The sequence below is a fragment of the Photorhabdus thracensis genome, from assembly GCF_001010285.1.
GTDB classification, from domain to species: Bacteria; Pseudomonadota; Gammaproteobacteria; order Enterobacterales; family Enterobacteriaceae; genus Photorhabdus; species Photorhabdus temperata.
In genome coordinates this window covers 2,265,510-2,291,310 of sequence record NZ_CP011104.1, presented here as the reverse complement: position 1 = coordinate 2,291,310, position 25,801 = coordinate 2,265,510, and the positions used below count along the sequence as shown (strand labels likewise).

Genomic DNA, 25,801 nt, shown 5'->3' with positions numbered 1-25,801 from the left:
AACTGCCATGCGTGAACCCCCTGAAAACCTGATTATCCGTGCCGGCGGTAACCCGATGCACCTGCCGGCGTTCACGGCAATACGCGAAGAAATCAACAAAATTAACCACCCGTCTCAGCCGGCGGTGAACTGGCCGCTGATTGAATCCCTGGCCCTGACGCTGTTTCGCACCCACGGCGTTGATTTACAGAGCGCGATTTACTACACCCTGGCCCGGATGCAACTGAGCGGCCTGGCCGGCTTTACCGAAGGCTGTGAGTTACTGGCCGGCGTGATGGTCAGCCAGTGGGATGAGTTGTGGCCGCCCCAACCCGCGGTACGCACCGACCTGCTCGACTGGTTTAACACCCGCAGCGGCCACGCCCTGCGCCAGCACGACTACACCGCCCGCGACCGGCGCCTGATTTACCGGGCCGAACGGGCCTTACAGCTGATAGTTGACCGGCTCCAGCAGTCCGATTTAAAACGCCTGCCCAAAGTCGAAAACCTGCTGTGGTTTTTCCAGAACACCGCCAAAAAACTGGAAAATACCCGTATCCTGCCCACACCGGCGCCCAGGCCTGTCCAGATGCCGCCGCTGGTTTACCTGGCTAACGCCGAGCCGGAACCGGCTGAACCGGAAACCGACGACGCCCCCGGTTACGACAGCCATCAGCCCAAAGTCCAGGTCCGTTTCCCTGAGCCGCCGCCCCGGATGAGTGCCTTACAGGGCTTTGGACTGGGCGTACTGCTGGGCGCGCTGGTCCTGACCGGCAGCTGGCTGGGGCTTTACCGACCGCTGCAACACCAGCTCACGGCCCTGACCGGTACGCCGGACGGCGCGAGACTGGCCTGGCTGTATCAGCCGGACCTGCAAAACTATGAACAGCAGCTGACCCGGTTAGCGGACACCTCCCCGCTGGTGGTGCTGCAACATGCCGAACAGCTGACCGACATGGCACAGAAAACCTGGCCGCAGGACCGCGAACAGCAGCGAGAAACCGCCCGCTGGCAACAGTTACAGGCCGTCCGGCTGGATAACGCCCCGCGACCGGGCAGCTGGCATCAGACCCGAAATCAGCTCCAGCAATTAGCCGACAAAATCCTGGCGCAGGAGCGCAACCGCGGCAGTTTCACCCTCTCCTACCTGAAAACCGCGATTTATCAGATTCAGACCAGCCACAACCGCGACGTGCCGCTGGAAGAGTTGCTGCGTCAGTTCTCCGCGGCGGTCGAACAGGGACATCCCGTCTCACCGGCGCTGAGAAAAAAGACCGACGACCGCTTTAATGCCCTGCTCAGTCGCTACTATGCGCTGCAAAAAGACGCCGGGCTGACCGCGCGCCCTGAGAAAGACCGGCCGTAACTTCAGAACCAGAAAAGGACCCCTTATATGTCATTGCAGAAAAAATCCGCCGGGCAAATCGCCCAACACCTGGCTGACCGGATGACGGCGCAACCCGCCGGCGGGTTGCAGTTCACCCTCACCGCCGGCGGCCTGCCGCCCCACACCTTTGTCGTCGCCGGGTTTTCACTCAGTGAAAGCCTGTCCACCCCGTTTACGCTGACCGTCAGCTTAGCCAGTGCCGACCCGGCGATTGATTTCGCCGCGGTCCTTGATAACAGCGCCACCCTCGCCATCCTGCGCGCAGGGAAAATCGAGCGCACCGTCACCGGCATGGTCGCCAGCTTTGTTCAGGGCAACACCGGCAAACATCAGACCCGCTATGAGATGACCCTCCGCCCCGATATGTGGCGCACCACCCTGCGCCAGAATTCACGGATTTTTCAGCAGCAGGATATCAAAACCATTCTCACCACCCTGCTCAAAGAAAGCGGCGTCCGCGATGTGGTGTTCCGCCTGCGCCATCCGCACCCGGAACGGGAATTCTGCGTCCAGTACCGGGAAACCGACTTTGACTTCCTGCACCGGCTGGCCGCCGAAGAAGGCCTGTTTTACTTCTTTGAGTTCACCGGCAACAAGAACACCCTGGTGTTCGCCGACGTGGCGGGCGCCCTCGCCAAAGGCCCGGTCCTGCCCTATCACCCGGGCGAGGCAACCCAGGCACAGCAGTTGTGCGTCACCGCGCTGACCCGGCAGGCTCAGGTCCGGCCGGCCACCGTGGAACTGAAGGATTACACCTTCAAAAACCCGGTCTGGGCCGCCGAGTTCCGCCACCATATGCGGGAACAACCTCTCCAGCACACCGGCTATGAACACTTCGATTTTCCCGGCCGTTTCAAAGACGAGCAGCACGGCGCTGATTTCACCCGCTACCGGCTGGAAGCCCTGCGCAATGACGCCCTGACCGGCCACGGCGACAGTAACCACGCCGCGATGCGGCCGGGGGTCCTGTTCACCCTCACCGGCCATCCCCGCGATGACCTGAATCAGCTCTGGCAGCTGGTCAGCGTCGCTCACAACGGCCGCCAGCCGCAGGCACTGGAACAGGCCGGCGGCGAGTCAGGCACCGTCATGAGCAACCAGTTCACCTTTATCCCGGCGCATCAGCACTGGCGTCCGAGGCCGGGGCGCAAACCGGTGATGGACGGCCCGCAGATTGCCAAAGTCGTCGGCCCGGCCGGGGAAGAAATCTTCTGCGACCAATACGGCCGTATCCGGCTGCAATTCCTGTGGGACCGGTACGGCCGGAGTGACGACCACAGCTCCTGCTGGATACGGGTAACGCAACCGTGGGCCGGCCAGGGCTGGGGCATGCTGGCTATTCCGCGTATCGGTCAGGAGGTGGTGGTGGACTTTCTCGACGGTGACCCGGACCAGCCGATTGTCACCGGCCGCACCTATCACGCCAGCAACCTCCCGCCGGGCACCTTGCCGGGCAGCAAAACCCAGATGGCTTTCCGCTCGAAAACCCACAAGGGCGACGGTTACAACGAACTGCGCTTTGAGGATGCCAAAGGCAGTGAAGCGCTCGCGTTGCATGCGCAGCGCGATATGAACACCGTGGTGCTCAATGACCGCGAAACCCGGGTCATGCACAACCACACCGAAAGCATCGGCAATGACCAGATACTTTCCGTCAGAAAAAATCGCCATAAAGAGGTGACCGGCAATGAAGTCAGCGCCATCTCCGGCCTGCGGCAAATCACCGTAGAACAAGACAGCCTGCTGAACGTGAAAAATAACATCCGGATACACTCCCGGGCCGGCGGTATCGAGATTGCGACCGCCGGCGGCAGCATCACCATCGACAGCGCCGGCAATATCAACATTCAGGGCGCCACTATCACCCTCAACGGCAAACAGGTCAATGTCAACTGACCGGTATTGCTCCATGAACAACACCTTTAACTACATGATTTCAATCAATCACGGAAAAACAGCATGACAAACACCCTGTATCAGATGCATGAAGGCACCCTGACTCTCCCGGCCAGCTGGCGGGATGAATCCATGAACGTCTTCGTGCTGCCGGATGACAGCGGCATTAATCTGGTGGTCAGCCGCACCCCCGTCCCTGCCGGTATGGATAACACCGCGTATTATGAACAGACCCTGGCACAGTTCCGCACGCACCTGCCCGGTTATCAGGAGCACCAGCGCAGCGAAATCACCCTGAGCCAGCAACCCGCCCGCCGGCTGGATTACCAGTGGACAAGCCCGGAAGGGGACATGTACCAGACCGTGGTGCTGCAAATCCGCGGCCCCCGGCTGCTGACCTTCAACCTGACCTCCCCCGCCCCCTTTGCGGACGGTCAGCGCGAGGCGTTGCTGGCCGTTATCGACAGCTTCCAGGCCGCCGGCTGATTTGACAGGAGGTGCAACATGTCACTTAGTGATGACATCGTCACCCGGATTGCCCGGGTCGGGGCGTTACATACCGCCCCGGTGGCAGCCCCACCGGGCGCGCCCGGCCCGGCAGCGGCCCGGGAGGGCGACCCGATTAAACATGCCAGCTTCCTCGGGGCGCTGGCCGGGGCCATTACCGGCGCGCTGATAAGTGCCGCGGTATTTGCCGTGGCCGCCGCGGTGGTGGTCGGCACCGGCGGATTAGCCACCGTCGCGGTCCTGGCACTCGGCACCGCCGGTACCCTGGCCCTGGGTAACGTCATCAGCGCCGCCAGTTCGGCGGTCACGAAAATGGTGGACAGTCTCGGCCCGCCCAGTGGGGTACTGCTGACCGGCTCCCCCAATGTGTTTATTGAAGGTAAAGCCGCGGCACGGGCCACCGTCGATACCGCCGGCTGCAATAAACACCCGGCACCCCCGCTGATTGCCCAGGGCAGTGAAACCGTGTTTATCAACGGCGCCCCGGCAGCCCGGACAGATGACAAACTGGCCTGCGGCGCCACCATCAAAGCCGGGGCCAAAACCGTGTTCATCGGCTCCGGTCAGGGCACCTATTTAGCCATTGCCGAAGAGTTCTCCGCCTGGGAACGGGCCCTTCTGATGGCCGTTGAGTTTCTGGCGCCGCCCTCCCGGGGGGCCATAAAAGGTCTGGGTAAACTGTTCACGCAAACCGGCCGGCAGGCCGTGCTGAACGGGGCAAAAGCCGGGGCCCGGCATGTCGGGAAAATCGCCTCGGGTAAAACGATTTCCTGCGCCAAAACCGCCTTTAAAGAAACCCGGGGGGTGAAACGTTACCGGGAAAGCACCAAAAAATTCTTCACCGGCGACCCGATTGACGTCACCACCGGCCAGCTCTTCGACCAGCGCACCGATATCACCCTCGGCCAGACCCTGCCGCTGGTGTTTCTGCGCAGCTGGGCCCCCGGGGAACAGGGCTTACTGGGGCCGGACTGGACCGACAGCTTCTCCGAATGCGCCCGGGTCACCGGTGACCGGGTAGACATCGGCACCACCGAAGGGGCGTCACTCTACTTCGCCCTGCCGCCCGCTTATACGCACAGCACCAACCCGGACCACCCGGATTTCACCCTCAGCCGCGGCGAGCAGGGCTATATCCTCCGCCACCGTGATTCCCCGGTCCGCAAGTCTTTTTCCCTGCCCGTGCCGGCTTCCGCCGATGAGCCCCAGCGCTGGCTGCTGACCGAACACCGGGATGGGTATGACAACCGGCTGCGGTTTATCTACAACGCGCAGTATCAGCTGACACAGGTGATTCACAGTGACGGACCGGTCCTGTCCCTGCGTTATAACCTGAACGGGCAACTGACCGAGATCCTCCGGACCGATGACGGCTTACAGGCGGTGATGGCGCGGTATCACTACCATGACCATGGCCGGCTGGCCGAAGCCGACAGCACCCAGCATTTTCACCTGTACTATGAATATAACGCCCAGGGCCTGATAAGCCGCTGGTCTGACGGTGACCAGACCTGGGTGGATTACCGTTATGATAAACAGGGGCGCTGTACCGACAGCGTGGGCGCCGGCGGCTTCTACCCGGTCCACCTGGACTACGCCCCCGGCCTCACCCGCGCCACGACCCCGCAGGGGCACACCACCGTCTGGCATTACAACGACCAGCAGCAGGTCACGGAAATCCACACGCCCGGCGGCAGTGTGACCCGCTATGACTATGATGACTGGGGTAATCTGGTCCAACAAGTATTACCGCAGGGGGAAACCCTGACCCTGACCTACCTGGCCGAGACCGGCCGGGTGACATCCTTCACCGATGCAACCGGCGCCCGCTGGCAATACAGCTATGATACCGACCTGCGCCTGACCGGCATGACCGACCCGCTGCACCGGACCTGGCTGCCACTGTATGATGAACAGGGCCAGCCCGCCGGATTTATTGCCCCGGATGGCCGGAAAACCACCCTGACCCGCAATGCCTTCGGGCTGGTGACCGTGGAAGAAGACACGGACGGCAACCGCCGCACCCGGGAATATGATACCCGGCAGCGACTGGTCAGGCTGTTTGACGAGGAGAACCGCACCGTCAGCCTGGGTTATGACAGCCAGGACCGGCTGCGCAGCCTGACCGCCGCCGGGGCACTGTGGCGCTGGCGTTACGACCGGCATCACCGGGTGGCCGTCAGCGACCGGCCCGACAACCACCCGGAACATTTTGACCATGACCGTCACGGCAACCTGACCCGCTGGACCGATGCGCGCGGGGTGGCCTGGCAGGTGGAATACGGCCCGTTTGACCTGCCGGTGGCCCGCCGGGACGGCGAAGGCCATCGCTGGCAGTACCGCTATGATGCCGATACCCTGCAACTGACGCAGGTGATTAACCCGATGGGGGAAACCTACAGTTACACGCTGGATGCGGAGGGCCGGATTATCACCGAGCAGGATTATGCCGGCACCCGCTGGCACTACCGTTATGACCTGTCGGGGAACTGCATTGAAAAGCGGGACGGGGAAGAGACCGTCACCCGTTATGACTATGACGCGGCACAGCGCCTCACCGCCCTGCATACCTGTCTTTCCTACACAAATATTTTAACCTGCCCCCTCGTTATTGAACTTTTTCCTCATAGATTGATCTCAATAACAAACACGACTTGAGGTAATCTTTATGTTTTCAACCTGCGCTGAACAATGGGCAAATGACACGTTTCAACATGCGGAATTAGGTGATAAACGCCGTACCAACCGCCTGGTGAAAGTGGCCTGTTCGTTGGCTAACCATATAGGACAATCGCTCGTGCAATCTCTTGACTCTCCTGCCGATGTTGAAGCGGCCTACCGACTGACCCGAAATTCCGCCATTGCGCCTCAGGCCATCGCCGAAGCCGGATTTACCGCCACCGTCGCTCACGCTCAACGTTATCGTTGCCTGTTAGCGCTGGAAGACACGACAACCCTGTCATTTTCCCACGCGTCGGTCGCCGATGAACTCGGCTATACCACCTCGACGGAAAAATCCCGGGGCATGCAGGTACACTCGGTGTTGTTATTTGCGCCTGAAGAACAACAGGTCGTGGGGTTGATAGAGCAACAGCGCTGGTGTCGAGATGTCAGTGATTATGGCAAAAGCCGACAACGCGACACACGCCCTTATGAAGGGAAAGAGAGTTATAAGTGGGAACGGGCCTCACAAGCCGTCGACAGCCGGTTAGGGGAGCAGATGGCCAACGTGATTTCTGTCTGTGACCGTGAAGCCGATATCATTGAATATCTGCGTTATAAAACGAGCCAAAAACACCGTTTCGTCATCCGTTCGATGCAAAACCGGCGTATTGAGGAAAGTCAGGATAAACTTTATGACTTTATCAGCCAGTTACAGAGTGCTGGAGAACGATTAGTTCAGATCAGACAGAAAGGCGGGCGTCAGGCGCGTGTCGCGCATTGTGATATCCGTTATGCCGAAGTGACGTTGAAAATCCCCGAAGGAAAAAGCGGTGAAGCGGTGCGGATATTTTATGTCGGTTGCTACGAAAAAGGTCCGGAGGATGGGCTTTGCTGGCATCTTCTGACCTCCGAACCCGTCAACAGTCAGGAAGACGCCCATAAAATATTCAGTTATTACGAGCGCCGCTGGCTGATAGAAGAATTTCACAAAGCGTGGAAAACGGGCGGCACGCAGGTAGAAGCGCTGCGTATGCAAAGCAAAGATAATCTGGAGCGGATGATAGTGCTGCTGGCCTTTATTGCGGTACGGATACACCAGCTGCGTTTTAAGGGTCTGAACAAAGAAGAAGCAGAGAAAGAGAGCTGTGAGACAGTATTAAGCCCCCTGGCGTGGAAATTACTGTGGTCAAAACAAGAAAAATGCCGTGTGCCGAAAAAAGCCCCGAGCTTGCATTGGGCCTTCATCAATCTGGGAAAACTGGCCGGCTGGTACGATTCCAAACGCACGGGTCGAGTCGGATGGGAACGACTTTGGGAAGGTTGGTTTCGGCTGCAAACCCTGATAGACGGCTATTTGCTGGCTAAATCAGTTGATTTGGAGATCTGATCAAGAGACAGCTGCATACCCCGGAGGGCACCACCCGTTACCAGTATGATATCGCCGGACGGCTGCGGCGGGTTGACGCCCCGGACAGCACTTTACAGTTTGAATACGACGACCAGGACCGGATAGTGCGGGAAATCCAGCCGCACGGGGAAATTCAGCGTCACTACCCGGATAACCGCACCGTCGAACGGCAGCTGTTCACCGGAGAAACCGCACCGGCAGCCGGGCCGTCACGATTTGCCGGACAAACCCAGCCCGGACACTGGCAAAGCCGGATACAGGTTAACCGGGCCGGGGAACTGACCGGGCTGACCTTAGACAACCAGCCGCCCCTGACAGTGGCGCGGGATGAGGCGGGACGGGACACCGGTCGTTACACCGACAGCGGCTTCATTGTGCGCCAGCAGTATAACCTGATGGGGTTACTGACGGCACAGCGGGCGGGCTGCAACCCCCACCTTTTCCGGCCGGCTGAACTGGCGGAGATGAGCGAACCGGCCTATGCCCGCCTGGCGCGCCGGTATGACTATGACGCCGCGCTGAACCTGACCGCGGCCAGTGATGACGGGCAGCAGCTGCGCTACCGCCTTAACGGCAACGGCCAGGTGGTCTCGGTCAGTGACGGGCAGAACCTGCGCGAGCATTATCAATATGATGCAACGGGTTACCCCGCCCGGCGGTTCGACGGGGTGCAGGAGATTATGGGGGAAACCCTCTACCAGGCGGGTCACCGCCTGAACTGGGTGGGTTCACACCGGTTTGTTTACGACCTGGCCGGTCGCCTGAAAGAGAAACAGTTCTTAGCCGAAGGCCACCGGCTGGCGCTGACGAAATACCGCTGGAACAGCCAGAACCAGCTGACCGGCCTTATCACCCCGGACGGCCACCGGTGGGAATATCGTTATGATGCTTTTGGGCGGCGCACCGAAAAGCGCTGTATCCAGACCGGTAAGCTGACCACGTATCTGTGGGACGGCGACGTGCCGGCGGAAATCCGCGAATATCAGCACGGGCGGCTGAAAATAATCCGCCATCTGGTGTTTGACGGCTGGGAGCTGATGGCCCAGCAGACGCAGCAGTTTACCCTCAATCTGGACAACCGGGTGGACCTGGTGGTGGGGGCGATTGAGACGCAGTATGCGGTGAGTGCGCCGACCGGTGAGCCGCTGGCGCTGTTTGACCCGGCCGGCAAGCGGGTGTGGCGGCAGCCGAAACAGTCGCTGTACGGGCTGAACCTGGCGCTGCCGGAAGCCATGCCGCTGGATCCGGGCCTGCGGTTCGCGGGGCAACTGTTTGATGAGGAAAGTGGTTTATTCTATAACCGGTTCAGGTATTATTTACCGGAAGGGGGTTGTTACCTCAGCACCGATCCTTTGGGGTTAGCAGGAGGAGTAAATCCTTACAGTTACGCGCATAATCCGACGGGTTGGATCGATCCGTTAGGGCTATCGTCAAAGAAATGTGAGTTTCCATCTGGTGATCCTGCCTTAGGTCCTCATGGCAGCTTGAAAAAAGATCCTCAACCAGGGCAATCTCATCACTTAAACCAAGATGCCGCTTATAGGGGGGTAATTCCAACCAATAGTGGTGCTGCAATTAAGTTAAAAGGTAATGCTTTTACGCAACCCGGCACTCCTCATTATGAGGCTCATAAATCTCTAGAGCAGTTCTGGAATAAGTATAGAAGAGGTGGCGAGTTTACTGGGCAACGACCAACTAACATTCAATATACTCAAGCTGTCAAACATTCTTTAGAATCGGCAGGATTATCTGCTAGTCAAGTAAATCAAGCTATCAGGTATAGTATACAAAATAGGATTCAGCATGGTGCTCTTGGTGGTATGAAAGTGCCTAGAATACCAGGGAGAATAAATCAGGTGAAACCATGAAAATATCTAGTCATTCAATAAACAGGCTTTTGTCTATAGATTGGTTTTCTAATGTAGGAAATCAATTAAATATACCCGGCATTAAGATGGTAAAAAGTTCGAGTGATGCAAATCAATATATTTCTGCTCCAGAATGGGAAGATGTAACACTAGAAGCAGCCAATGATATATCTGGCTTTTTAGCAATAAATCATTCAATTGTATTCCAAAATTGGAACAATATAGCTAAAGATGCCAAAAATTTCCTTGAGAAAGAAGTAGTTAAAAAGATTCCCGATATAGATGGATTTGATACTTTAATTTTATCTCAATGCGTTAGTTGGGATATCGTCCATTACTTAATAGAAGACACATATAAGGATAAATTGAAAAAACCTCTATTCTTTGAAAAGTTAATTGAAGTATATGAAAGTGGTCACCTCCCTTGTGGCTGGGATGGGGAATGGCCTAATGGAAATCTAATAGTTTACTAATACTATTAGAAATAAAAATTGGTAAAGCCGGAAAGATCCCCGTGATCTTCCGGCCTTATTTATGATCTATCTTGGGGTATACCCACTGTACGCTAGAGCAGATTGGAGCTTAGAGATCGCATCCTTAATCTGATACGCCTCCTCGTCATTCACGGCACAGGCGCGTATCTCCGCCCAGCTCAGCCGCTTAACCAGTTGGGCTAAGGCCAGCGCTTCAAGGTGGGTTAACTGAATGTCCTGTAAATGTTCAATCGCTATCGTCATCTCATGTTCTCCCCTTAACCCGCAAAACCGGTTATCAGCGCCTGCATCTGCTGCTTAATCTCCCGCAGTTGGGCCTGTTGCCGCTGGTACTGCTGATGCTGTTGTTGCGTGGCTTCACTCTCTGGAATCAGCACCAGACAACCGTCCATCACCTTCACCGTAATCTGGCCGCCAGTATTAAATCCCGCCTGTCTCAGCCACTGCCCCTTCAGATGTATCGCCGGGGTGGCGTTGCTAACCCTGTTCCCGTTCGGCACATAGCCCACCGTGTAATAACGTTCTGTTTTCACAGCTTTATTTATCGCCGCTTCTGCTTTAGAATGCGCCTTAGCCATAATTAACTACCCTTATTAGTTGCTTGTGGTGAGCGGCACCGGGGTGTTGTAGCACCTCAGCGCCGCGTTAAATCAAGTCAGCTCAGTAACCGCTTTGCCTGATGTTTTAAAATCATGGCATCCAAAACTGAGGTCACAGAGCGTCGTTCTTCCTCATCCATCTGTTTAACCGCCTCAAACTTGAGCTTAAGTTCGTCCTGCGGCTCCCGCTCGCCCTCCTCAAATATCAGCCAGTCAGCCGAAACATTAAACGTAACAGCAATACGTTTAAGAATGTCTAAAGAGGGTTGAGCCTCACCAGATTCATAGCGACGAACTTGTGTCAGATGTATCCCCACCTTGTCAGCCATCTGGGGCTGAGTCAGTCCTTGTTGCTTACGCAGTTGCAGAAAACGGGCAGAAAAGCTCATCCAGAATGTTCCTTTATCAGTCGTGATGGCTTCCATTATCTCCCCCTGTTCCGAATAGACTTGACTAAATAACCTTTATAGGACATATAATAGTATCTATATAGAGCATTGACAAGGTTTTAAAAGGAACATTTTTATGGCACGCATCCCGGAAGCAGAATTGCAGCACCTGAAAACAGCCGTCTCCTTAGTGGCCGTGGCGGAACAACAGGGCCACAAGCTGATTAAACGCGGCAAAGATTACGTGCTGCTGTGCCCGTTCCATGAGGAGAAAACCCCGTCAATGGTCCTCAGCCCGGAAAAAAACCTCTATCACTGTTTTGGCTGCAACACTGGCGGTTCAGTGCTGGACTGGGTGATGAAAACCGAACGCCTGAGCCTGCGGCGGGCGGCAGAGCACCTGCGCGGCACGCTGGGGAATAATCCGGCTGTCGCGCCGCTGGTTCAGCCGAATGAACCCACCGTACTGGCCGAAGACGAAGCCGGACGGCAGGCGCTGCTCAGCCGGGTGGTGGAGTTTTACCATCATACGCTGCTGAACGCCACGGAAGCCGTGGCCTATCTGGAAAAACGCCGGTTACATCATCCCGAATTAGTCGCCGGTTTTAAGCCCGGCTTTGCCAACCGAACTCTGGCTTACCGGCTGCCGGAGAAACAACTGAAAACCGGGGCCGCTATCCGGGCCCGGTTGCAAGCGGTGGGCCTGATGCGAGCGTCAGGTCACGAACACTTTAGCGGCTCGCTCGTGATACCGGTACTCGACAACCACGGGCAGGTACAGGAAATCTATGGCCGGAAAATCATCCAGCGCCTGCGGGCGGGTACCCCGAAACATCTCTACCTGCCCGGCGAGCACCGCGGCGTGTGGAATGAAGCCGCCATGATAGCGTCCAAATCGCTTATCCTGTGTGAATCATTAATCGATGCCATGTCGTTCTGGGTGGCGGGATACCGTAACGTGACCGCTGCCTACGGCGTCAATGGCTTTACCCCCGACCACTGGCAGGCACTGCAACGGCATCAGGTCAGGCAGGTGCTGATTGCCTTCGATAATGACCCCGCCGGCAATGAGGCGGCGGTGAAACTGGCCGCAGACCTGACCGCCACCGGCATTACCGTGTTCCGGGTGGTGTTCCCCGAGGGCATGGATGCCAACGGCTATCTGTGTCAGGTCGCCGAGCCCGAACCGGCATTCGGGTTATTGCTGGATGGCGCGGTGCCGATGTATGACCCGGCGCAGGAAACCGATACCGAAGCACCGGTCGCACCGGCAGCGCCGCCGTCCCCGGCAACGGAACCCCCTGTTGCTTTAGCCGCTGAGCGGGCAACAAAACCGCTGTCTTTGCCCGGAGTCGTCTGGGAGACCGGGCCAAACGGCGAAATTATCATCTCACTGGGCCCGCTGCGCTGGTGTGTTCGCGGGCTGGCTCAGGTCAGAGCCGGGGCAGCAGTCATGAAAGTCAATGCGCAGGTGATTGATACCGACAGCGGCGTGATGTTCGCCGACAGCGTGGACATGATGAACGCCCGCAGCCGGGGCGGGTATGCGCGGCTGGCGGCCACCGAACTCGGGCTGGCCGAAGGTGACCTGCGCCGGGCGCTGGGACAGGTGTTGCTGGTACTGGAACAGTGTCAACAGGCCCGTGCCGGTGAACAGACAGCCACTCAATCTCAACCTGAACTCAGTGAAGCCCAACGGGCAGCGGCGCTGGCGCTGCTGCAAGACCCGCAACTGAGTGAGCGAATCACCGCTGATTTAGCCGCCTGTGGCGTGGTGGGGGAAAGCACTAACCTGCTGGCCGGTTACTTAGCCGCCGTCAGCCGCAAACTGGACCGTCCGCTGGCCGTGCTGATACAAAGCAGCAGCGCAGCCGGAAAAAGCTCACTGATGGATGCCGTCCTCAATCTGATACCGGCAGAGGAACGCCTGCAATACAGCGCCATGACCGGCCAGAGTCTGTTCTATCTGGGGGAAACCAATCTCCAACACAAGATACTCGCGATAGCCGAAGAAGAAGGGGTGCGGCAGGCCGCCTATGCGCTTAAGCTGTTACAAAGTGATGGCGAACTGACCATTGCCAGCACCGGTAAAGATGACGCCAGCGGGAATCTGGTGACCAAACAGTACACGGTGAAAGGGCCGGTGATGCTGATGCTCACCACCACCGCAATAGATGTCGATGAAGAGCTGCTAAACCGCTGTCTGGTGCTAACCGTGAACGAATCCCGGGAACAGACCGAAGCTATCCACGCCTTACAGCGCCATAAACAGACGCTGGCAGGCTTACTGGCCGAGAATGAAAAGGCGTATATCACCGACCTGCATCAAAACGCCCAGCGGCTGTTGCGCCCGCTGAATGTGGTTAACCCTTATGCCTCACAGTTAACGTTCATGAGCGATAAAACCCGCACCCGACGCGACCACATGAAATATCTCACCCTGATACAAAGTATCGCCCTGCTGCATCAGCACCAGCGCGAGGTGAAGACCGCGGAACATCGGGGCAAACGGCTTGAATATATCGAGGTGACTAAAGACGATATTAGCTTAGCAAACCGGCTGGCCCACGAGATATTAGGCCGCACACTGGATGAGATGCCGCCCCAGACCCGGAAACTGTTGCTGCTGATACAAGCCTGGGTAAAAGCCAGCGGGCAGCCGCGCCATGAGTGGCTGTTCACCCGCAAACTGTTGCGTGACGCCATCCAATGGGGCGATACCCAGCTAAAAATCCATCTGTCACGGCTGGTCGAAATGGAATACCTGCTGTTGCACCGTCGCGGACTGACGTTCGTCTATGAACTGCTGTTCGACGGTGAAGATAACGACACGGCGCACCTGTGCGGCCTGATAGCGCCCTAAAAGTCGGCGTATGATTCCATCCGGTCGGGGTTATCACTCAGACGGTCGCACGCCTGTCGGGTGCAGGTCGTGGGCTGGTCGGGCAGTATAAATCCACCCAAATGCAGGCTATACAAGGCCCCGACGCTAAACCGGTCGGGGTAAAGGAAAAAGCACTGTTCCGGCAGGCAATAAAGAAAAACCGCATCGTATCGTAGTCAATGATTACCCCATAACAACAATCCATGTACCTTACAGGAAACCCCGTCATGACTCAGACCATCGCTTCTACACGCCCCGCTCATCTCACCACATTACGCCAGCAGCTTAAAGCCTATCTGGATTGCCTGACCGCCAGACACTACAGCGTCTGGACGCTGACCGGCTATCAGGAACGGCTGTTGCCGTTCGTTAACTGGTGTGAGGCCCGGGGGGTCATGTCCGCCCCGCAAGTCAGCCCGCCGTTACTGGAAAGTTATCAGTCCTGGCTGAGAGCCTATCGTAAAGCCGACGGCAACACGCTGGCCGTGAGCACACAGTCAAAACGGCTGAGTGACCTCAGAGTCTGGTTCCGCTGGCTGCGACAACGCCAATACATCCTGTATAACCCGGCCGAGGAACTGGTGTTGCCCCGAAGAGACAAACGCCTGCCTGCTCAGGTGCTAAGCGAGGACGAAACACAGACGGTATTACAGGCCATTGATATCAACAGGCCGACCGGCTTAAGAAACCGGGCCATCCTCGAAGTGCTGTGGAGCAGCGGTATCCGGCGGATGGAACTGTCCAATCTGCGGTTAAGCGACATCGACTTCGGGCGCGGCGTACTGCTGGTGAGACAGGGCAAAGGCCGTAAAGACCGGGTGGTGCCCATCGGGGAACAGGCCCTGCACTGGTTACAACGCTACCTTGACAGCGTGCGGCCGCGACTGGCCCACCGCCATGACAGCGGCCACCTGTTTATCACCCTCAATGGCCGGCAGATGTCACGCGACAGACTCACCCAACTGACGGGCGCCAGTATTCGCCAAAAAGCGCAACTGGAGAAAGCCGGGGCCTGTCACCTGTTCCGACATTCAATGGCCACGCAAATGCTGGACAACGGGGCCGATACCCGACATATCCAGGCGATATTAGGGCATGCGAGTCTGGAAACCACGCAAATCTATACACGGGTGGCAATCGGTCACTTAAAGAAAGTGCATGAGCAGACGCACCCGGCAGAACGGAAGCCCGAACAGAAAACACCGTCAGACAACCCGCAGGCGGAGAGTGATAAGCCGGCCAACCCGAAGTTGGACTGAACGCCCTGTGTTGCCGGACAGTCTTTGATGTTAGCCGGTTCCCTGTGAGCGTGTGGGGTGCAGTGAAAGGCAGACTGCGCGCATCCCTGCGCACAGACTGCCTGCCCACCTGCTGAGTGCCGGCGGTAAATGACGGCCGCCCGGCATTAAGCCTCGTCTTCCTCTGCAACTCTCGTTGCCGGTCAGCCGCCATTCAACATAATGTGGCATTAAGCGAAATGGGCCTGCACGGCCCACAACGCTTAACGGCACATTATGTCGGCGCCGCCCACCGCAGGGCGCTGCGCGGCCACCTCAACAACGGTGAGCGGCTGGCCGCCGGGTTGAGCTTCTCAGCCCCAGAGGCGCACCGGGCTGCGCCCGCTGCTGTCAGCCGCGGTGCCAAAACCCACCGCCGCAGTCGCCGCCCTCCCTGGCGGCTCCGAGGCAAAAATCTGCCTTAAACCGTTGTCAGTCAGTCCGTTAAGGTCAACAGCCCGGAAGGCAGGCCAGCAAGCTGGCCGCGGTTTATTGCCCCCGCCCCAACCCCGCTGCACTGGCTGCGCGCGGCTCGCACTGCGCTGCGCTTCGTTGCTCGTCCCCGTGCTCGCCATCTCCGCCCCGTGCAGCCCCCAGGGGCTTCCCTGCTGAACAGCGTCACCTGCGGGCCTCGCCGGCCCGCACCCGGCCAACCCGCGTCAGCGGCGCAGACAAGCTGCACCGCCGCCACGGGTTCCCAATAAAACCCGGTTCCGGCAGGCAAAGCGGGGCGAAACCCGGCGCTGACGTCGGGGAAAAAATGCGCTAACATCGGGAAAGTGCCCGTCGGGGCCAGTTGGCATGTTCTTTAACAGGGTGGGAAAAAACGGTGGAGAAAAAGGCTGCTAAATCAGGGGGAAAGGTCCGCTAAACTGTATGATGGCGTCGGGATAGTCCCTAAGACCCGATTGGCTTGGCAGGGGGTCTGAACCTGTATGCGTACGTGCCTAATCCGGTGTCGTGGATAGATCCGCTGGGTCTTGCTGGGTGTAATGCCCAATTTAATTCCAGAAAAGCGGCGCTCAGAGCTGCGAAAAAAGACGCAGGAATACCAATGGTCCAACAACCTTCACATGTCGAATTAGTTCCTTTAACGGATCGTAATGGTAGAAATATTTTAGGTGAAAATCATTTACCTATAAAAACTAGAGAGTACACATTTACTCGCCCAAATAGAGAAAATATTGTTATTCAAGATCATTCTCCAGGCCATATATATGGACCTCCAGGAACACCAGGTAATCAAGGGCCACATTTTAATGTGAGGCCAATTGGTGACACACGAAACGGTAGTGTTGCCGGAACTCTTGAACACTATTCATTTTAAGGGGAAAACATGTCTTTCTGGACTGACTTTTTAATTGATAAAAGGAAGATCTGTTCAATATACACTGATGAACTACCTTCTCTTGACTGTGTTGATATACATGAAATTCTTTTTCATAGAGATGGCCCAAAAGTAACTTTGCGATTTAACTTTAAGTTATATCCAAATAATCCACCTAAAAAATGGGTTGGACAAAATTTTAATACCGTTCAAGCTCAGTTGACTTTATTAGATATAAAGGATGTTAATTTAAAGGGTTGGACTGGAACAAGTTATATTGCAGATATAAAAATAGGTAAAAATAATGGATTAATTAATTTGAATATTGAAAGTAAAAAACTATCACTTAATATAGAATCAAGTTTTTTAGATATAACTTCAATATCTGCCTATTATATTAAATAAATGAATAAGGCCGGAAGATTCCTAAGATCTTCCGGCCTTTTCATGATCTACCGTGGTGCATACCCACGGTAAGCCAGAGCGGATTGAAGCTTAGAGATCGCATCCCTAATCTGATACGCTTCCTCGTCATTCACGGCACAGGCGCGTATCTCCGCCCAGTTCAGCCGCTTAACCAGTTGAGCCAGGGCCAGCGCTTCAAGGTGGGTTAACTGAATGTCCTGTAAATGTTCAATCGCTATTGTCATCTCATGTTCTCCCCTTAACCCGCAAAACCGGTTATCAGCGCCCGCATCTGCTGCTTAATCTCCCGCAGTTGGGCCTGTTGCCGCTGGTACTGCCGATGCTGTTGTTGGGTAGCTTCACTGTCAGGGATCAGCACCAAACAGCCATCCATCACCTTCACCGTAATCTGGCCGCCAGTATTAAACCCCGCCTGTCTCAGCCACTGCCCCTTCAGATGTATCGCCGGTGTGGCGTTGTTGACTCTGTTCCCGTTCGGCACATAGCCCACCGTGTAATAACGTTCTGTTTTCACAGCTTTATTTATCGCTGCTTCTGCTTTAGAATGCGCCTTAGCCATAGTAACTACCTCTTTTAGTTGCTTGTGGTGAGCGGCGTTGGTGTGGTCTCAACACATCAGCGCCGCGCTATTTTTATCCCTCCGGTTCATCAACGGGCAGCAATGCAGACTCCATACGTTGCTTGGCAATCATGGCATCAATGATCTTGATAACTGTTTCCTGATCTTCCTGTGCCAGTTGTTCCAGAACCTGAAAACGCCTAAATAATCGAGAGTTAGCCAACGGTGAATCTTCAACAGGATTGCCTGTCAGCAGATAATCCACCGTGACCCCTAACACATCAGCCAGCTTAACCATCATCTCAGCGGGAGGTATGTTAAGTCCGCTCTCGTACTTGTTCAGTTGTTGAAAACGGATCTCAACTTTCCCAGCCAGTTCTTTCTGAGGCCATCCCTTCTGCTTACGTAGCGCCTTGAGACGTACCCCAAATTCTTTGCGGAGTTCAGCATTTTGCATAATCAAAAACTCTGTTTGCATAGTGACTCCGTTAGTGTAAGGGCTTGTCTGAATTAGGGGTTGCAAGTAACTCCTAAAAGGATTATAAATAAATCCAATTAAGAGTCAATTTAAATCTTGACAGGATTTAGGAGTCAACAACATGGCACGGATACCCGACGCAGAATTACAGCACCTGAAAGCCGCCGTCTCCTTAGTCGCCGTGGTGGAGCAACAGGGGCGACAGCTCTTTAAACGCGGCAAAGATTACGTGCTGCTGTGCCCGTTCCATGAAGAGAAAACCCCGTCAATGGTTATCTCACCGGCAAAAAATCTTTATCACTGTTTTGGCTGTGATGCCGGCGGCTCCGTGCTGGACTGGGTAATGAAAACCAAAGGCTTAAGTCTGCGCCGGGCCGTGGAACAGTTGCGCGGGATACTGGGAGATAACCCCTCGGTGGCCCCGCTGGTGCAACCGGATGAACCCGCCATGCTGGCCGATGATGACGCCGGACGGCAGGCGCTGCTCAGTCGGGTCGTCGGGTTCTACCATCATACGCTGTTGAATGCCCCCGAAGCCCTGGATTATCTGGCAAAACGGCGGCTCAACCACCCGGAATTAGTCGCCCAGTTTAAACTGGGCTTTGCCAACCGCACGTTAGCCTATCGCCTGCCCATCAAGGCGGTGCAGGCCGGCGCACAGATCCGCGCCCGTCTTCGGGCCGTGGGGCTGATGCGCGACAGCGGGCACGAGCACTTTACCGGTTCGCTGGTGATACCGGTTATCGACCCGAACGGCCAGATCCGCGAGATCTACGGGCGCAAAATCACCGACCGTTTACGTAAAGGAACGCCGCTGCATCTGTACCTTCCCGGCGCACATGGCGGGATATGGAATGAGCCGGCGCTGATCAGTTCAGGGACGGTCATCCTCTGTGAATCCCTGATCGACGCCCTGTCGTTCTGGGTGGCCGGTCACCGCCATGTCACCGCCGCCTATGGGGTGAACGGCTTCACCGATGAGATGCGGCAGGCGTTCCGGCGGCATGGCGTTAAACAGGTCTTGATCGCCTACGACAACGATCCGGCAGGCAATGAGGCGGCGGTAAAACTGGCCGCCGAACTGACTGCCGACGGCCTCACCGTGTTCCGGGTGGGGTTCCCCGAAGGCATGGACGCCAACGGCTATCTGTGTCAGGTCGCCGAGCCGGAACGGGCCTTCGGGTTGCTGCTCGACAGTGCCGTGCCGATGCAGGCGGCGGCGGAAATACAGACAACCACCGCCACAGAGCGGGCCGCACTGGCTGAACATCAGCCGGTTCCGGTGCCGGAAACGGTCAGCACCTTAGCCGCCGGGATAGCTGCGTTGCCGTCAATGCCCAATGTGGTCTGGGAAACCGGCGCTAACGGCGAGATATCCCTCACGCTGGGCACACAACAGTGGGGTATCCGGGGCCTGTCACAGGTGAAAGCCGGGGCGGCAGTGATGAAAGTCAATGTTCAGGTGGTTGATACCGACAGCGGCGTGATGTTCGCCGACAGCGTGGACATGATGAGCGCCCGCAGCCGGAGCGGGTATGCGCGACTGGCCGCTACCGAACTGGGACTGGCCGAAGGTGACCTGCGCCGGGCACTGGGGCAGGTGTTGCTGGTACTGGAACAGTGTCAACAGGCCGGTGTCAGTGAACAAACTGAAACCCCGCCGGTTCCCGAACTGAGCGAGGACCAGCGGGCAGCGGCGCTGGCACTGCTGCAAGACCCCCAACTGAGTGAGCGCGTCACCGTTGACTTAGCCGCCTGTGGCGTGGTGGGCGAATCCACTAACCTGCTGGCCGGTTACTTAGCCGCCGTCAGTCGCAAGCTGGACCGTCCGCTGGCCGTGCTGATACAAAGCAGTTCGGCGGCAGGGAAAAGCAGCTTAATGGATGCGGTACTCAATCTGATACCGGAAGAAGAACGGCTGCAATACAGCGCCATGACCGGCCAGAGTCTGTTCTATCTGGGGGAAACCAATCTCCAGCATAAAATCTTAGCCATTGCCGAAGAGGAAGGCGTCAGGCAGGCCGCCTATGCGCTCAAACTGTTGCAAAGCGACGGCGAACTGACCATTGCCAGTACCGGTAAAGACGATGCCAGCGGGAATCTGGTCACCAAACAGTACACGGTGAAAGGGCCGGTGATGCTGATGCTCACCACCACCGCGATAGATGTCGATGAAGAGCTGTTAAACCGCTGTCTGGTGCTGACGGTAAACGAATCGCGGGAGCAGACCGAAGCTATCCACGCCTTGCAGCGCCATAAACAAACGCTGGAAGGTCTACTGGCCGAGAATGAAAAGGCATATATCACCGAACTGCATCAAAACGCCCAGCGGCTGTTGCGCCCGCTGAATGTGGTTAACCCTTATGCCTCACAGTTAACGTTCATGAGCGATAAAACCCGCACCCGACGCGACCACATGAAATATCTCACCCTGATACAAAGTATCGCCCTGCTGCATCAGCACCAGCGCGAGGTGAAGACCGCGGAACACCGGGGCAAACGGCTTGAATATATCGAGGTGACCAAAGACGATATTCGCTTAGCAAACCGGCTGGCCCACGAGATATTAGGCCGCACGCTGGATGAGATGCCGCCCCAGACAAGGAAACTGTTGCTGCTGATACAGCAAATGGTGAAAGAGACGGCGGCAGCGCAACAACGCCCGGTGAAAGATATCCGCTTTACCCGCCGGGATATCCGCAGTTATACCCACTGGAGTGACAGCCAGCTTAAACTCCACTGTCAGCGCCTGAGTGACATGGAATACCTGCTGACACACGGCGGCAGTCGCGGCCATCTGTTGCAATATGAACTGCTCTGGAATGGCGATAAAGCGGAGGAAGCCCACCTGTGCGGTCTGATTGAACCGGAAAATCAGGCTGCCAATAGTGTATATGACTCATGCAAGTCTGGCCCGGATGAAAGCAAGTCGGGGTCAAGTCTGCCCCAAGTCAGGGCCAAGTCTGGCTCGCCAAAACCGGCTGCAAGCCACAGTGACAAAGGGCTGAACGGTTCGCAAGTCGGGCGAGCCTGAAAAGGACTGTTCCGGCCCCCTAAAAATCAGGCCGTCGTACCGTACTGTCCCTTCATCAACGAACCCGAAAGCCGGATAAAGGAAAGCGTGAATATGACGGGTGCAAGTCTGGCTCAAATGAAGGCAAGTCAGGGTCAAGTCTGCCCCAAGTCGGGGTCAAGTCTGGTTCGCCAAAACCGGCTGCAAGCCGCAGTAGCAAAGGGCTGAATGACTCGCAAGTCTGGGCAGACAGAAAAGGACTGTTCCGGCCACTTAAGAATCAAGCCATCGTACCGTAGTGATGTATCACACACTGATAACACTAACCGCTGTTCTCTACAGGAAATCCCATCATGTCATCACCCGTTAAACGTCAATCTGAACCTGCCCGGCTGACCCTGCGCCAGCATCTGGAGGCGTATCTGGATAACCTGCTGTTGCAGGGGGCGAGTCAAAAGAGCCAGTCCGCCCGTCATGAACGGCTGTCGCCGTTCGTCAGCTGGTGCGAGGAACAGGGCGTAATATCCGCCGCTCAGGTCACCGGGCCGTTACTGGCAAACTGGCAGCAGTATCTGACCCAATACCGCAAGGCCAACGGCCAGCCCTACCCGCCGGACAGTCAGCGCCGACGCCTGCGGGCCTTACGCCTGTGGTTCGACTGGTTGCAGCAACAGCACGCTATCCCGACCAGCCCGGCGGCAACCCTCGCCTCACCAGACAGAAAAAAACGTCCCTCGGTGACGGAGACCCACGGTCAACCCGACGCCATCCCAGCCCGCTTCGCCACTTTACGCCAGCATCTGGCCGCCTGGCTGGAAGCCGTACGAGGACAGGGCTTAAGCGAACGGACACAAGAGTCCTATGAAGAGCGGCTGTTGCCGTTCGTCAACTGGTGCGAAGCGCGTGGCGTGATGACGGCACCGCAGGTCAGCCTGCCGTTACTGGAAAGTTACCAGCGCTGGCTGAGAAGCGCCCGTAAAGCGAACGGCCAGCCCTACAGCCCGGGCAGTCAGCGGGACCGCCTGAGTGTCTTACGTCAGTGGTTCCGCTGGCTGTTGCAACGTCACCATATCCTGTATAACCCGACGGATAACATGGTATTGCCAAGAGAAGAAAAACGGCTGCCAGCACAGGTGATGAATGAAGACGAAACCCACACGGTCTTAGCCGCAACGGATATCAACACCCCAACCGGGCTGAGAAATCGCGCTATCCTTGAAGTACTGTGGAGTACCGGTATCCGGCGGATGGAAGTAGCCAACCTGCTGTTAAGCGAGGTGGACTTCGGGCGCGGGGTGGTGCTGGTCAGACAGGGTAAAGGCCGTAAAGATAGGGTGGTGCCCATCGGCGAACAGGCGCTGCACTGGTTAAGCCGCTGGCTCAGCGTCCGGCCCGAGTTAACGCGGCGGGGTGACAGTGGACACCTGTTTATCACCAGGAAAGGCCGGGGACTGGCAAAGGGCACGTTAACCTGGATAGCCGCCGACAGCATCCGTAAACAGGCGCAACTGACTAAACCGGGGGCCTGTCATCTGTTCCGCCACTCAATGGCAACCCAGATGCTGGAGAACGGCGCGGACACCCGGCACATCCAGGCGATACTGGGGCATGAGAAACTGGAGACGACGCAAATCTATACGCGGGTGGCCATCGGTCACTTAAAGCAAGTGCATGAGCAGACCCACCCGGCAGAACGGCAGTCAAAGCAGGCAACGCCAGACGATAAGCAGGCGGAGAGTGACAAGCCGGACAGCCCGAAGCCGGTCTGAACGCGCTGTGTTGCCGGACAATCTTAATGTTAGCCGGTTCCCTGTGAGCGCGTGGGGTGCAGTGAAAGGCAGACTGCGCGCGTCCCTGCGCACAGACTGCCTGCCCACCTTCTGAGTGCCCGGCAGTAAATGCCGGCCGCCCGGCGCTGAACATCGGCGTTCTCGGTGACAATCGTTGCCGGTCAGCCGCCATTCAACATAATGTGGCATTAAGCGAAATGGGCCTGCACGGCCCACAACGCTTAACGGCACATTATGTCGGCGCCGCCCACCGCAGGGCGCTGCGCGGCCACCTCAACAACGGTGAGCGGCTGGCCGCCGGGTTGAGCTTCTCAGCCCCAGAGGCGCACCGGGCTGCGCCCGCTGCTGTCAGCCGCGGTGCCAAAACCCACCGCCGCAGTCGCCGCCCTCCCTGGCGGCTCCGAGGCAAAAATCTGCCTTAAACCGTTGTCAGTCAGTCCGTTAAGGTCAACAGCCCGGAAGGCAGGCCAGCAAGCTGGCCGCGGTTTATTGCCCCCGCCCCAACCCCGCTGCACTGGCTGCGCGCGGCTCGCACTGCGCTGCGCTTCGTTGCTCGTCCCCGTGCTCGCCATCTCCGCCCCGTGCAGCCCCCAGGGGCTTCCCTGCTGAACAGCGTCACCTGCGGGCCTCGCCGGCCCGCACCCGGCCAACCCGCGTCAGCGGCGCAGACAAGCTGCACCGCCGCCACGGGTTCCCAATAAAACCCGGTTCCGGCAGGCAAAGCGGGGCGAAACCCGGCGCTGACGTCGGGGAAAAAATGCGCTAACATCGGGAAAGTGCCCGTCGGGGCCAGTTGGCATGTTCTTTAACAGGGTGGGAAAAAACGGTGGAGAAAAAGGCTGCTAAATCAGGGGGAAAGGTCCGCTAAACTGTATGATGGCGTCGGGATAGTCCCTAAGACCCGATTGGCTTGGCAGGGGGTCTGAACCTGTATGCGTACGTGCCTAATCCGGTGTCGTGGATAGATCCGCTGGGTCTTGCTGGGTGTAATGCCCAATTTAATTCCAGAAAAGCGGCGCTCAGAGCTGCGAAAAAAGACGCAGGAATACCAATGGTCCAACAACCTTCACATGTCGAATTAGTTCCTTTAACGGATCGTAATGGTAGAAATATTTTAGGTGAAAATCATTTACCTATAAAAACTAGAGAGTACACATTTACTCGCCCAAATAGAGAAAATATTGTTATTCAAGATCATTCTCCAGGCCATATATATGGACCTCCAGGAACACCAGGTAATCAAGGGCCACATTTTAATGTGAGGCCAATTGGTGACACACGAAACGGTAGTGTTGCCGGAACTCTTGAACACTATTCATTTTAAGGGGAAAACATGTCTTTCTGGACTGACTTTTTAATTGATAAAAGGAAGATCTGTTCAATATACACTGATGAACTACCTTCTCTTGACTGTGTTGATATACATGAAATTCTTTTTCATAGAGATGGCCCAAAAGTAACTTTGCGATTTAACTTTAAGTTATATCCAAATAATCCACCTAAAAAATGGGTTGGACAAAATTTTAATACCGTTCAAGCTCAGTTGACTTTATTAGATATAAAGGATGTTAATTTAAAGGGTTGGACTGGAACAAGTTATATTGCAGATATAAAAATAGGTAAAAATAATGGATTAATTAATTTGAATATTGAAAGTAAAAAACTATCACTTAATATAGAATCAAGTTTTTTAGATATAACTTCAATATCTGCCTATTATATTAAATAAATGAATAAGGCCGGAAGATTCCTAAGATCTTCCGGCCTTTTCATGATCTACCGTGGTGCATACCCACGGTAAGCCAGAGCGGATTGAAGCTTAGAGATCGCATCCCTAATCTGATACGCTTCCTCGTCATTCACGGCACAGGCGCGTATCTCCGCCCAGTTCAGCCGCTTAACCAGTTGAGCCAGGGCCAGCGCTTCAAGGTGGGTTAACTGAATGTCCTGTAAATGTTCAATCGCTATTGTCATCTCATGTTCTCCCCTTAACCCGCAAAACCGGTTATCAGCGCCCGCATCTGCTGCTTAATCTCCCGCAGTTGGGCCTGTTGCCGCTGGTACTGCCGATGCTGTTGTTGGGTAGCTTCACTGTCAGGGATCAGCACCAAACAGCCATCCATCACCTTCACCGTAATCTGGCCGCCAGTATTAAACCCCGCCTGTCTCAGCCACTGCCCCTTCAGATGTATCGCCGGTGTGGCGTTGTTGACTCTGTTCCCGTTCGGCACATAGCCCACCGTGTAATAACGTTCTGTTTTCACAGCTTTATTTATCGCTGCTTCTGCTTTAGAATGCGCCTTAGCCATAGTAACTACCTCTTTTAGTTGCTTGTGGTGAGCGGCGTTGGTGTGGTCTCAACACATCAGCGCCGCGCTATTTTTATCCCTCCGGTTCATCAACGGGCAGCAATGCAGACTCCATACGTTGCTTGGCAATCATGGCATCAATGATCTTGATAACTGTTTCCTGATCTTCCTGTGCCAGTTGTTCCAGAACCTGAAAACGCCTAAATAATCGAGAGTTAGCCAACGGTGAATCTTCAACAGGATTGCCTGTCAGCAGATAATCCACCGTGACCCCTAACACATCAGCCAGCTTAACCATCATCTCAGCGGGAGGTATGTTAAGTCCGCTCTCGTACTTGTTCAGTTGTTGAAAACGGATCTCAACTTTCCCAGCCAGTTCTTTCTGAGGCCATCCCTTCTGCTTACGTAGCGCCTTGAGACGTACCCCAAATTCTTTGCGGAGTTCAGCATTTTGCATAATCAAAAACTCTGTTTGCATAGTGACTCCGTTAGTGTAAGGGCTTGTCTGAATTAGGGGTTGCAAGTAACTCCTAAAAGGATTATAAAT

Annotated in this window: 28 protein-coding genes; 15 read left to right on the top strand and 13 right to left on the bottom strand. The window is 56.1% G+C overall.

Annotated elements, in window-relative coordinates; genetic code table 11:
• Positions 1 to 7: 7 nt before the first annotated feature.
• The 7 genes from VY86_RS09865 to VY86_RS09835 all read left to right on the top strand — a co-directional run bounded on the left by VY86_RS09865 (position 8) and on the right by VY86_RS09835 (position 10,182).
• Positions 8 to 1,345, top strand: a complete 1,338-nt coding sequence (locus VY86_RS09865; RefSeq protein WP_046974825.1) for a VasL domain-containing protein — start codon at positions 8 to 10, stop codon at positions 1,343 to 1,345.
• A gap of 81 nt (positions 1,346 to 1,426) precedes the next feature.
• Positions 1,427 to 3,262 carry a type VI secretion system Vgr family protein gene (locus VY86_RS09860; RefSeq protein WP_238591668.1) on the top strand — a complete coding sequence of 612 codons (1,836 nt, stop codon included), beginning with the start codon at positions 1,427 to 1,429 and terminating at the stop codon, positions 3,260 to 3,262.
• A 63-nt stretch (positions 3,263 to 3,325) separates the two neighbouring features.
• Positions 3,326 to 3,748, top strand: a complete 423-nt coding sequence (locus VY86_RS09855) for a DUF1795 domain-containing protein (RefSeq protein WP_046974823.1) — start codon at positions 3,326 to 3,328, stop codon at positions 3,746 to 3,748.
• An 18-nt stretch (positions 3,749 to 3,766) separates the two neighbouring features.
• The gene (locus VY86_RS09850) at positions 3,767 to 6,427 is read left to right on the top strand and encodes a PAAR domain-containing protein (RefSeq protein WP_238591655.1); all 2,661 of its coding nucleotides are present in this window, start codon (positions 3,767 to 3,769) and stop codon (positions 6,425 to 6,427) included.
• Between the two features lie 10 nt (positions 6,428 to 6,437).
• Entirely contained in the window at positions 6,438 to 7,820 is a 1,383-nt protein-coding gene (locus VY86_RS09845) for an IS4 family transposase (RefSeq protein ID WP_046973493.1), read from the top strand.
• Between the two features lie 125 nt (positions 7,821 to 7,945).
• Complete coding sequence (locus tag VY86_RS09840; protein ID WP_238591654.1) at positions 7,946 to 9,709, top strand: RHS repeat domain-containing protein; 1,764 nt, start codon at positions 7,946 to 7,948, stop codon at positions 9,707 to 9,709.
• Positions 9,706 to 10,182 (top strand): hypothetical protein, encoded by a 477-nt coding sequence (locus VY86_RS09835; RefSeq protein ID WP_046974822.1) that lies wholly within the window; start codon positions 9,706 to 9,708, stop codon positions 10,180 to 10,182. Before VY86_RS09840 ends, VY86_RS09835 begins: the two co-directional genes overlap by 4 nt.
• A 66-nt stretch (positions 10,183 to 10,248) precedes the next feature.
• Here the strand turns inward: VY86_RS09835 and VY86_RS09830 are convergent, their stop codons facing one another.
• The 3 genes from VY86_RS09830 to VY86_RS09820 all read right to left on the bottom strand — a co-directional run bounded on the left by VY86_RS09830 (position 10,249) and on the right by VY86_RS09820 (position 11,191).
• Entirely contained in the window at positions 10,249 to 10,446 is a 198-nt protein-coding gene (locus VY86_RS09830; RefSeq protein WP_046974821.1) for a DUF7706 family protein, read from the bottom strand.
• Between the two features lie 14 nt (positions 10,447 to 10,460).
• Positions 10,461 to 10,781, bottom strand: coding sequence for a SymE family type I addiction module toxin (locus tag VY86_RS09825; protein ID WP_046974820.1), 321 nt, complete (start codon positions 10,779 to 10,781; stop codon positions 10,461 to 10,463).
• 77 nt (positions 10,782 to 10,858) lie between these two features.
• Positions 10,859 to 11,191: a helix-turn-helix domain-containing protein gene (locus VY86_RS09820; RefSeq protein ID WP_046976802.1), complete on the bottom strand. Its 333-nt coding sequence runs from the start codon at positions 11,189 to 11,191 to the stop codon at positions 10,859 to 10,861.
• 136 nt (positions 11,192 to 11,327) lie between these two features.
• Between VY86_RS09820 and VY86_RS09815 the strand changes: the two genes are divergently transcribed.
• Together VY86_RS09815 and xerC (VY86_RS09810) are read left to right on the top strand one after the other, a co-directional pair.
• A complete protein-coding gene (locus VY86_RS09815) occupies positions 11,328 to 14,054 on the top strand; it encodes a CHC2 zinc finger domain-containing protein (protein ID WP_046974819.1) in 2,727 nt (908 codons plus the stop codon).
• Between the two features lie 248 nt (positions 14,055 to 14,302).
• Positions 14,303 to 15,334, top strand: coding sequence for a site-specific tyrosine recombinase XerC (gene xerC / locus VY86_RS09810; protein WP_046974818.1), 1,032 nt, complete (start codon positions 14,303 to 14,305; stop codon positions 15,332 to 15,334).
• A 30-nt stretch (positions 15,335 to 15,364) separates the two neighbouring features.
• Here xerC (VY86_RS09810) and VY86_RS24665 read toward each other — a convergent pair whose 3' ends face one another.
• Entirely contained in the window at positions 15,365 to 15,586 is a 222-nt protein-coding gene (locus tag VY86_RS24665; protein WP_158019934.1) for a hypothetical protein, read from the bottom strand.
• A 425-nt stretch (positions 15,587 to 16,011) separates the two neighbouring features.
• Complete coding sequence (locus VY86_RS24660) at positions 16,012 to 16,155, bottom strand: hypothetical protein (protein ID WP_158019888.1); 144 nt, start codon at positions 16,153 to 16,155, stop codon at positions 16,012 to 16,014.
• A 251-nt stretch (positions 16,156 to 16,406) separates the two neighbouring features.
• Between VY86_RS24660 and VY86_RS09795 the strand changes: the two genes are divergently transcribed.
• Positions 16,407 to 16,679: an HNH/endonuclease VII fold putative polymorphic toxin gene (locus VY86_RS09795; protein ID WP_238591652.1), complete on the top strand. Its 273-nt coding sequence runs from the start codon at positions 16,407 to 16,409 to the stop codon at positions 16,677 to 16,679.
• A gap of 9 nt (positions 16,680 to 16,688) precedes the next feature.
• On the top strand, positions 16,689 to 17,084 hold the full coding sequence (locus VY86_RS09790; RefSeq protein ID WP_046974814.1) for an Imm50 family immunity protein: 396 nt from the start codon (positions 16,689 to 16,691) through the stop codon (positions 17,082 to 17,084).
• A 47-nt stretch (positions 17,085 to 17,131) separates the two neighbouring features.
• Here the strand turns inward: VY86_RS09790 and VY86_RS09785 are convergent, their stop codons facing one another.
• The 3 genes from VY86_RS09785 to VY86_RS09775 form a co-directional block, all read right to left on the bottom strand.
• Complete coding sequence (locus tag VY86_RS09785; RefSeq protein WP_046974813.1) at positions 17,132 to 17,329, bottom strand: DUF7706 family protein; 198 nt, start codon at positions 17,327 to 17,329, stop codon at positions 17,132 to 17,134.
• A 14-nt stretch (positions 17,330 to 17,343) separates the two neighbouring features.
• Positions 17,344 to 17,664: a SymE family type I addiction module toxin gene (locus VY86_RS09780; protein WP_046974812.1), complete on the bottom strand. Its 321-nt coding sequence runs from the start codon at positions 17,662 to 17,664 to the stop codon at positions 17,344 to 17,346.
• A 73-nt stretch (positions 17,665 to 17,737) separates the two neighbouring features.
• The gene (locus tag VY86_RS09775; protein ID WP_046973910.1) at positions 17,738 to 18,142 is read right to left on the bottom strand and encodes a helix-turn-helix domain-containing protein; all 405 of its coding nucleotides are present in this window, start codon (positions 18,140 to 18,142) and stop codon (positions 17,738 to 17,740) included.
• 121 nt (positions 18,143 to 18,263) lie between these two features.
• On the opposite strand from VY86_RS09775, the gene VY86_RS09770 reads away from it, so the two are divergent.
• Both VY86_RS09770 and xerC (VY86_RS09765) read left to right on the top strand, forming a co-directional pair.
• Positions 18,264 to 21,176 carry a CHC2 zinc finger domain-containing protein gene (locus tag VY86_RS09770; RefSeq protein ID WP_046974817.1) on the top strand — a complete coding sequence of 971 codons (2,913 nt, stop codon included), beginning with the start codon at positions 18,264 to 18,266 and terminating at the stop codon, positions 21,174 to 21,176.
• A gap of 746 nt (positions 21,177 to 21,922) precedes the next feature.
• Entirely contained in the window at positions 21,923 to 22,924 is a 1,002-nt protein-coding gene (gene xerC, locus VY86_RS09765; protein ID WP_046976652.1) for a site-specific tyrosine recombinase XerC, read from the top strand.
• On the opposite strand, the gene VY86_RS24655 is transcribed toward xerC (VY86_RS09765), so the two are convergent.
• The gene (locus tag VY86_RS24655; RefSeq protein ID WP_158019933.1) at positions 22,856 to 23,176 is read right to left on the bottom strand and encodes a hypothetical protein; all 321 of its coding nucleotides are present in this window, start codon (positions 23,174 to 23,176) and stop codon (positions 22,856 to 22,858) included. The genes xerC (VY86_RS09765) and VY86_RS24655 overlap by 69 nt on opposite strands.
• A gap of 425 nt (positions 23,177 to 23,601) precedes the next feature.
• A complete protein-coding gene (locus tag VY86_RS24650) occupies positions 23,602 to 23,745 on the bottom strand; it encodes a hypothetical protein (protein WP_158019888.1) in 144 nt (47 codons plus the stop codon).
• 251 nt (positions 23,746 to 23,996) lie between these two features.
• Between VY86_RS24650 and VY86_RS09750 the strand changes: the two genes are divergently transcribed.
• Both VY86_RS09750 and VY86_RS09745 read left to right on the top strand, forming a co-directional pair.
• A complete protein-coding gene (locus tag VY86_RS09750) occupies positions 23,997 to 24,269 on the top strand; it encodes an HNH/endonuclease VII fold putative polymorphic toxin (protein ID WP_238591652.1) in 273 nt (90 codons plus the stop codon).
• Positions 24,270 to 24,278: 9 nt separating this feature from the next.
• A complete protein-coding gene (locus VY86_RS09745; RefSeq protein ID WP_046974814.1) occupies positions 24,279 to 24,674 on the top strand; it encodes an Imm50 family immunity protein in 396 nt (131 codons plus the stop codon).
• 47 nt (positions 24,675 to 24,721) lie between these two features.
• Here the strand turns inward: VY86_RS09745 and VY86_RS09740 are convergent, their stop codons facing one another.
• The 3 genes from VY86_RS09740 to VY86_RS09730 form a co-directional block, all read right to left on the bottom strand.
• On the bottom strand, positions 24,722 to 24,919 hold the full coding sequence (locus VY86_RS09740) for a DUF7706 family protein (RefSeq protein WP_046974813.1): 198 nt from the start codon (positions 24,917 to 24,919) through the stop codon (positions 24,722 to 24,724).
• Between the two features lie 14 nt (positions 24,920 to 24,933).
• Complete coding sequence (locus VY86_RS09735; RefSeq protein ID WP_046974812.1) at positions 24,934 to 25,254, bottom strand: SymE family type I addiction module toxin; 321 nt, start codon at positions 25,252 to 25,254, stop codon at positions 24,934 to 24,936.
• 73 nt (positions 25,255 to 25,327) lie between these two features.
• On the bottom strand, positions 25,328 to 25,732 hold the full coding sequence (locus VY86_RS09730; protein WP_046973910.1) for a helix-turn-helix domain-containing protein: 405 nt from the start codon (positions 25,730 to 25,732) through the stop codon (positions 25,328 to 25,330).
• Between the last annotated feature and the right edge of the window lie 69 nt (positions 25,733 to 25,801).

Bases quoted from the DNA above. Each gene is read 5' to 3' on its own strand.
- VY86_RS09865 (WP_046974825.1), top strand. From the start codon at position 8: ATGCGTGAACCCCCTGAAAACCTGATTATCCGTGCCGGCGGTAACCCG.
- VY86_RS09860 (WP_238591668.1), top strand. From the start codon at position 1,427: ATGACGGCGCAACCCGCCGGCGGGTTGCAGTTCACCCTCACCGCCGGC.
- VY86_RS09855 (WP_046974823.1), top strand. From the start codon at position 3,326: ATGACAAACACCCTGTATCAGATGCATGAAGGCACCCTGACTCTCCCG.
- VY86_RS09850 (WP_238591655.1), top strand. From the start codon at position 3,767: ATGTCACTTAGTGATGACATCGTCACCCGGATTGCCCGGGTCGGGGCG.
- VY86_RS09845 (WP_046973493.1), top strand. From the start codon at position 6,438: ATGTTTTCAACCTGCGCTGAACAATGGGCAAATGACACGTTTCAACAT.
- VY86_RS09835 (WP_046974822.1), top strand. From the start codon at position 9,706: ATGAAAATATCTAGTCATTCAATAAACAGGCTTTTGTCTATAGATTGG.
- VY86_RS09830 (WP_046974821.1), bottom strand. From the start codon at position 10,446: ATGACGATAGCGATTGAACATTTACAGGACATTCAGTTAACCCACCTT.
- VY86_RS09825 (WP_046974820.1), bottom strand. From the start codon at position 10,781: ATGGCTAAGGCGCATTCTAAAGCAGAAGCGGCGATAAATAAAGCTGTG.
- VY86_RS09820 (WP_046976802.1), bottom strand. From the start codon at position 11,191: ATGAGCTTTTCTGCCCGTTTTCTGCAACTGCGTAAGCAACAAGGACTG.
- VY86_RS09815 (WP_046974819.1), top strand. From the start codon at position 11,328: ATGGCACGCATCCCGGAAGCAGAATTGCAGCACCTGAAAACAGCCGTC.
- xerC (WP_046974818.1), top strand. From the start codon at position 14,303: ATGACTCAGACCATCGCTTCTACACGCCCCGCTCATCTCACCACATTA.
- VY86_RS24660 (WP_158019888.1), bottom strand. From the start codon at position 16,155: ATGCCAACTGGCCCCGACGGGCACTTTCCCGATGTTAGCGCATTTTTT.
- VY86_RS09795 (WP_238591652.1), top strand. From the start codon at position 16,407: ATGGTCCAACAACCTTCACATGTCGAATTAGTTCCTTTAACGGATCGT.
- VY86_RS09790 (WP_046974814.1), top strand. From the start codon at position 16,689: ATGTCTTTCTGGACTGACTTTTTAATTGATAAAAGGAAGATCTGTTCA.
- VY86_RS09785 (WP_046974813.1), bottom strand. From the start codon at position 17,329: ATGACAATAGCGATTGAACATTTACAGGACATTCAGTTAACCCACCTT.
- VY86_RS09780 (WP_046974812.1), bottom strand. From the start codon at position 17,664: ATGGCTAAGGCGCATTCTAAAGCAGAAGCAGCGATAAATAAAGCTGTG.
- VY86_RS09775 (WP_046973910.1), bottom strand. From the start codon at position 18,142: ATGCAAACAGAGTTTTTGATTATGCAAAATGCTGAACTCCGCAAAGAA.
- VY86_RS09770 (WP_046974817.1), top strand. From the start codon at position 18,264: ATGGCACGGATACCCGACGCAGAATTACAGCACCTGAAAGCCGCCGTC.
- VY86_RS24650 (WP_158019888.1), bottom strand. From the start codon at position 23,745: ATGCCAACTGGCCCCGACGGGCACTTTCCCGATGTTAGCGCATTTTTT.
- VY86_RS09750 (WP_238591652.1), top strand. From the start codon at position 23,997: ATGGTCCAACAACCTTCACATGTCGAATTAGTTCCTTTAACGGATCGT.
- VY86_RS09745 (WP_046974814.1), top strand. From the start codon at position 24,279: ATGTCTTTCTGGACTGACTTTTTAATTGATAAAAGGAAGATCTGTTCA.
- VY86_RS09740 (WP_046974813.1), bottom strand. From the start codon at position 24,919: ATGACAATAGCGATTGAACATTTACAGGACATTCAGTTAACCCACCTT.
- VY86_RS09735 (WP_046974812.1), bottom strand. From the start codon at position 25,254: ATGGCTAAGGCGCATTCTAAAGCAGAAGCAGCGATAAATAAAGCTGTG.
- VY86_RS09730 (WP_046973910.1), bottom strand. From the start codon at position 25,732: ATGCAAACAGAGTTTTTGATTATGCAAAATGCTGAACTCCGCAAAGAA.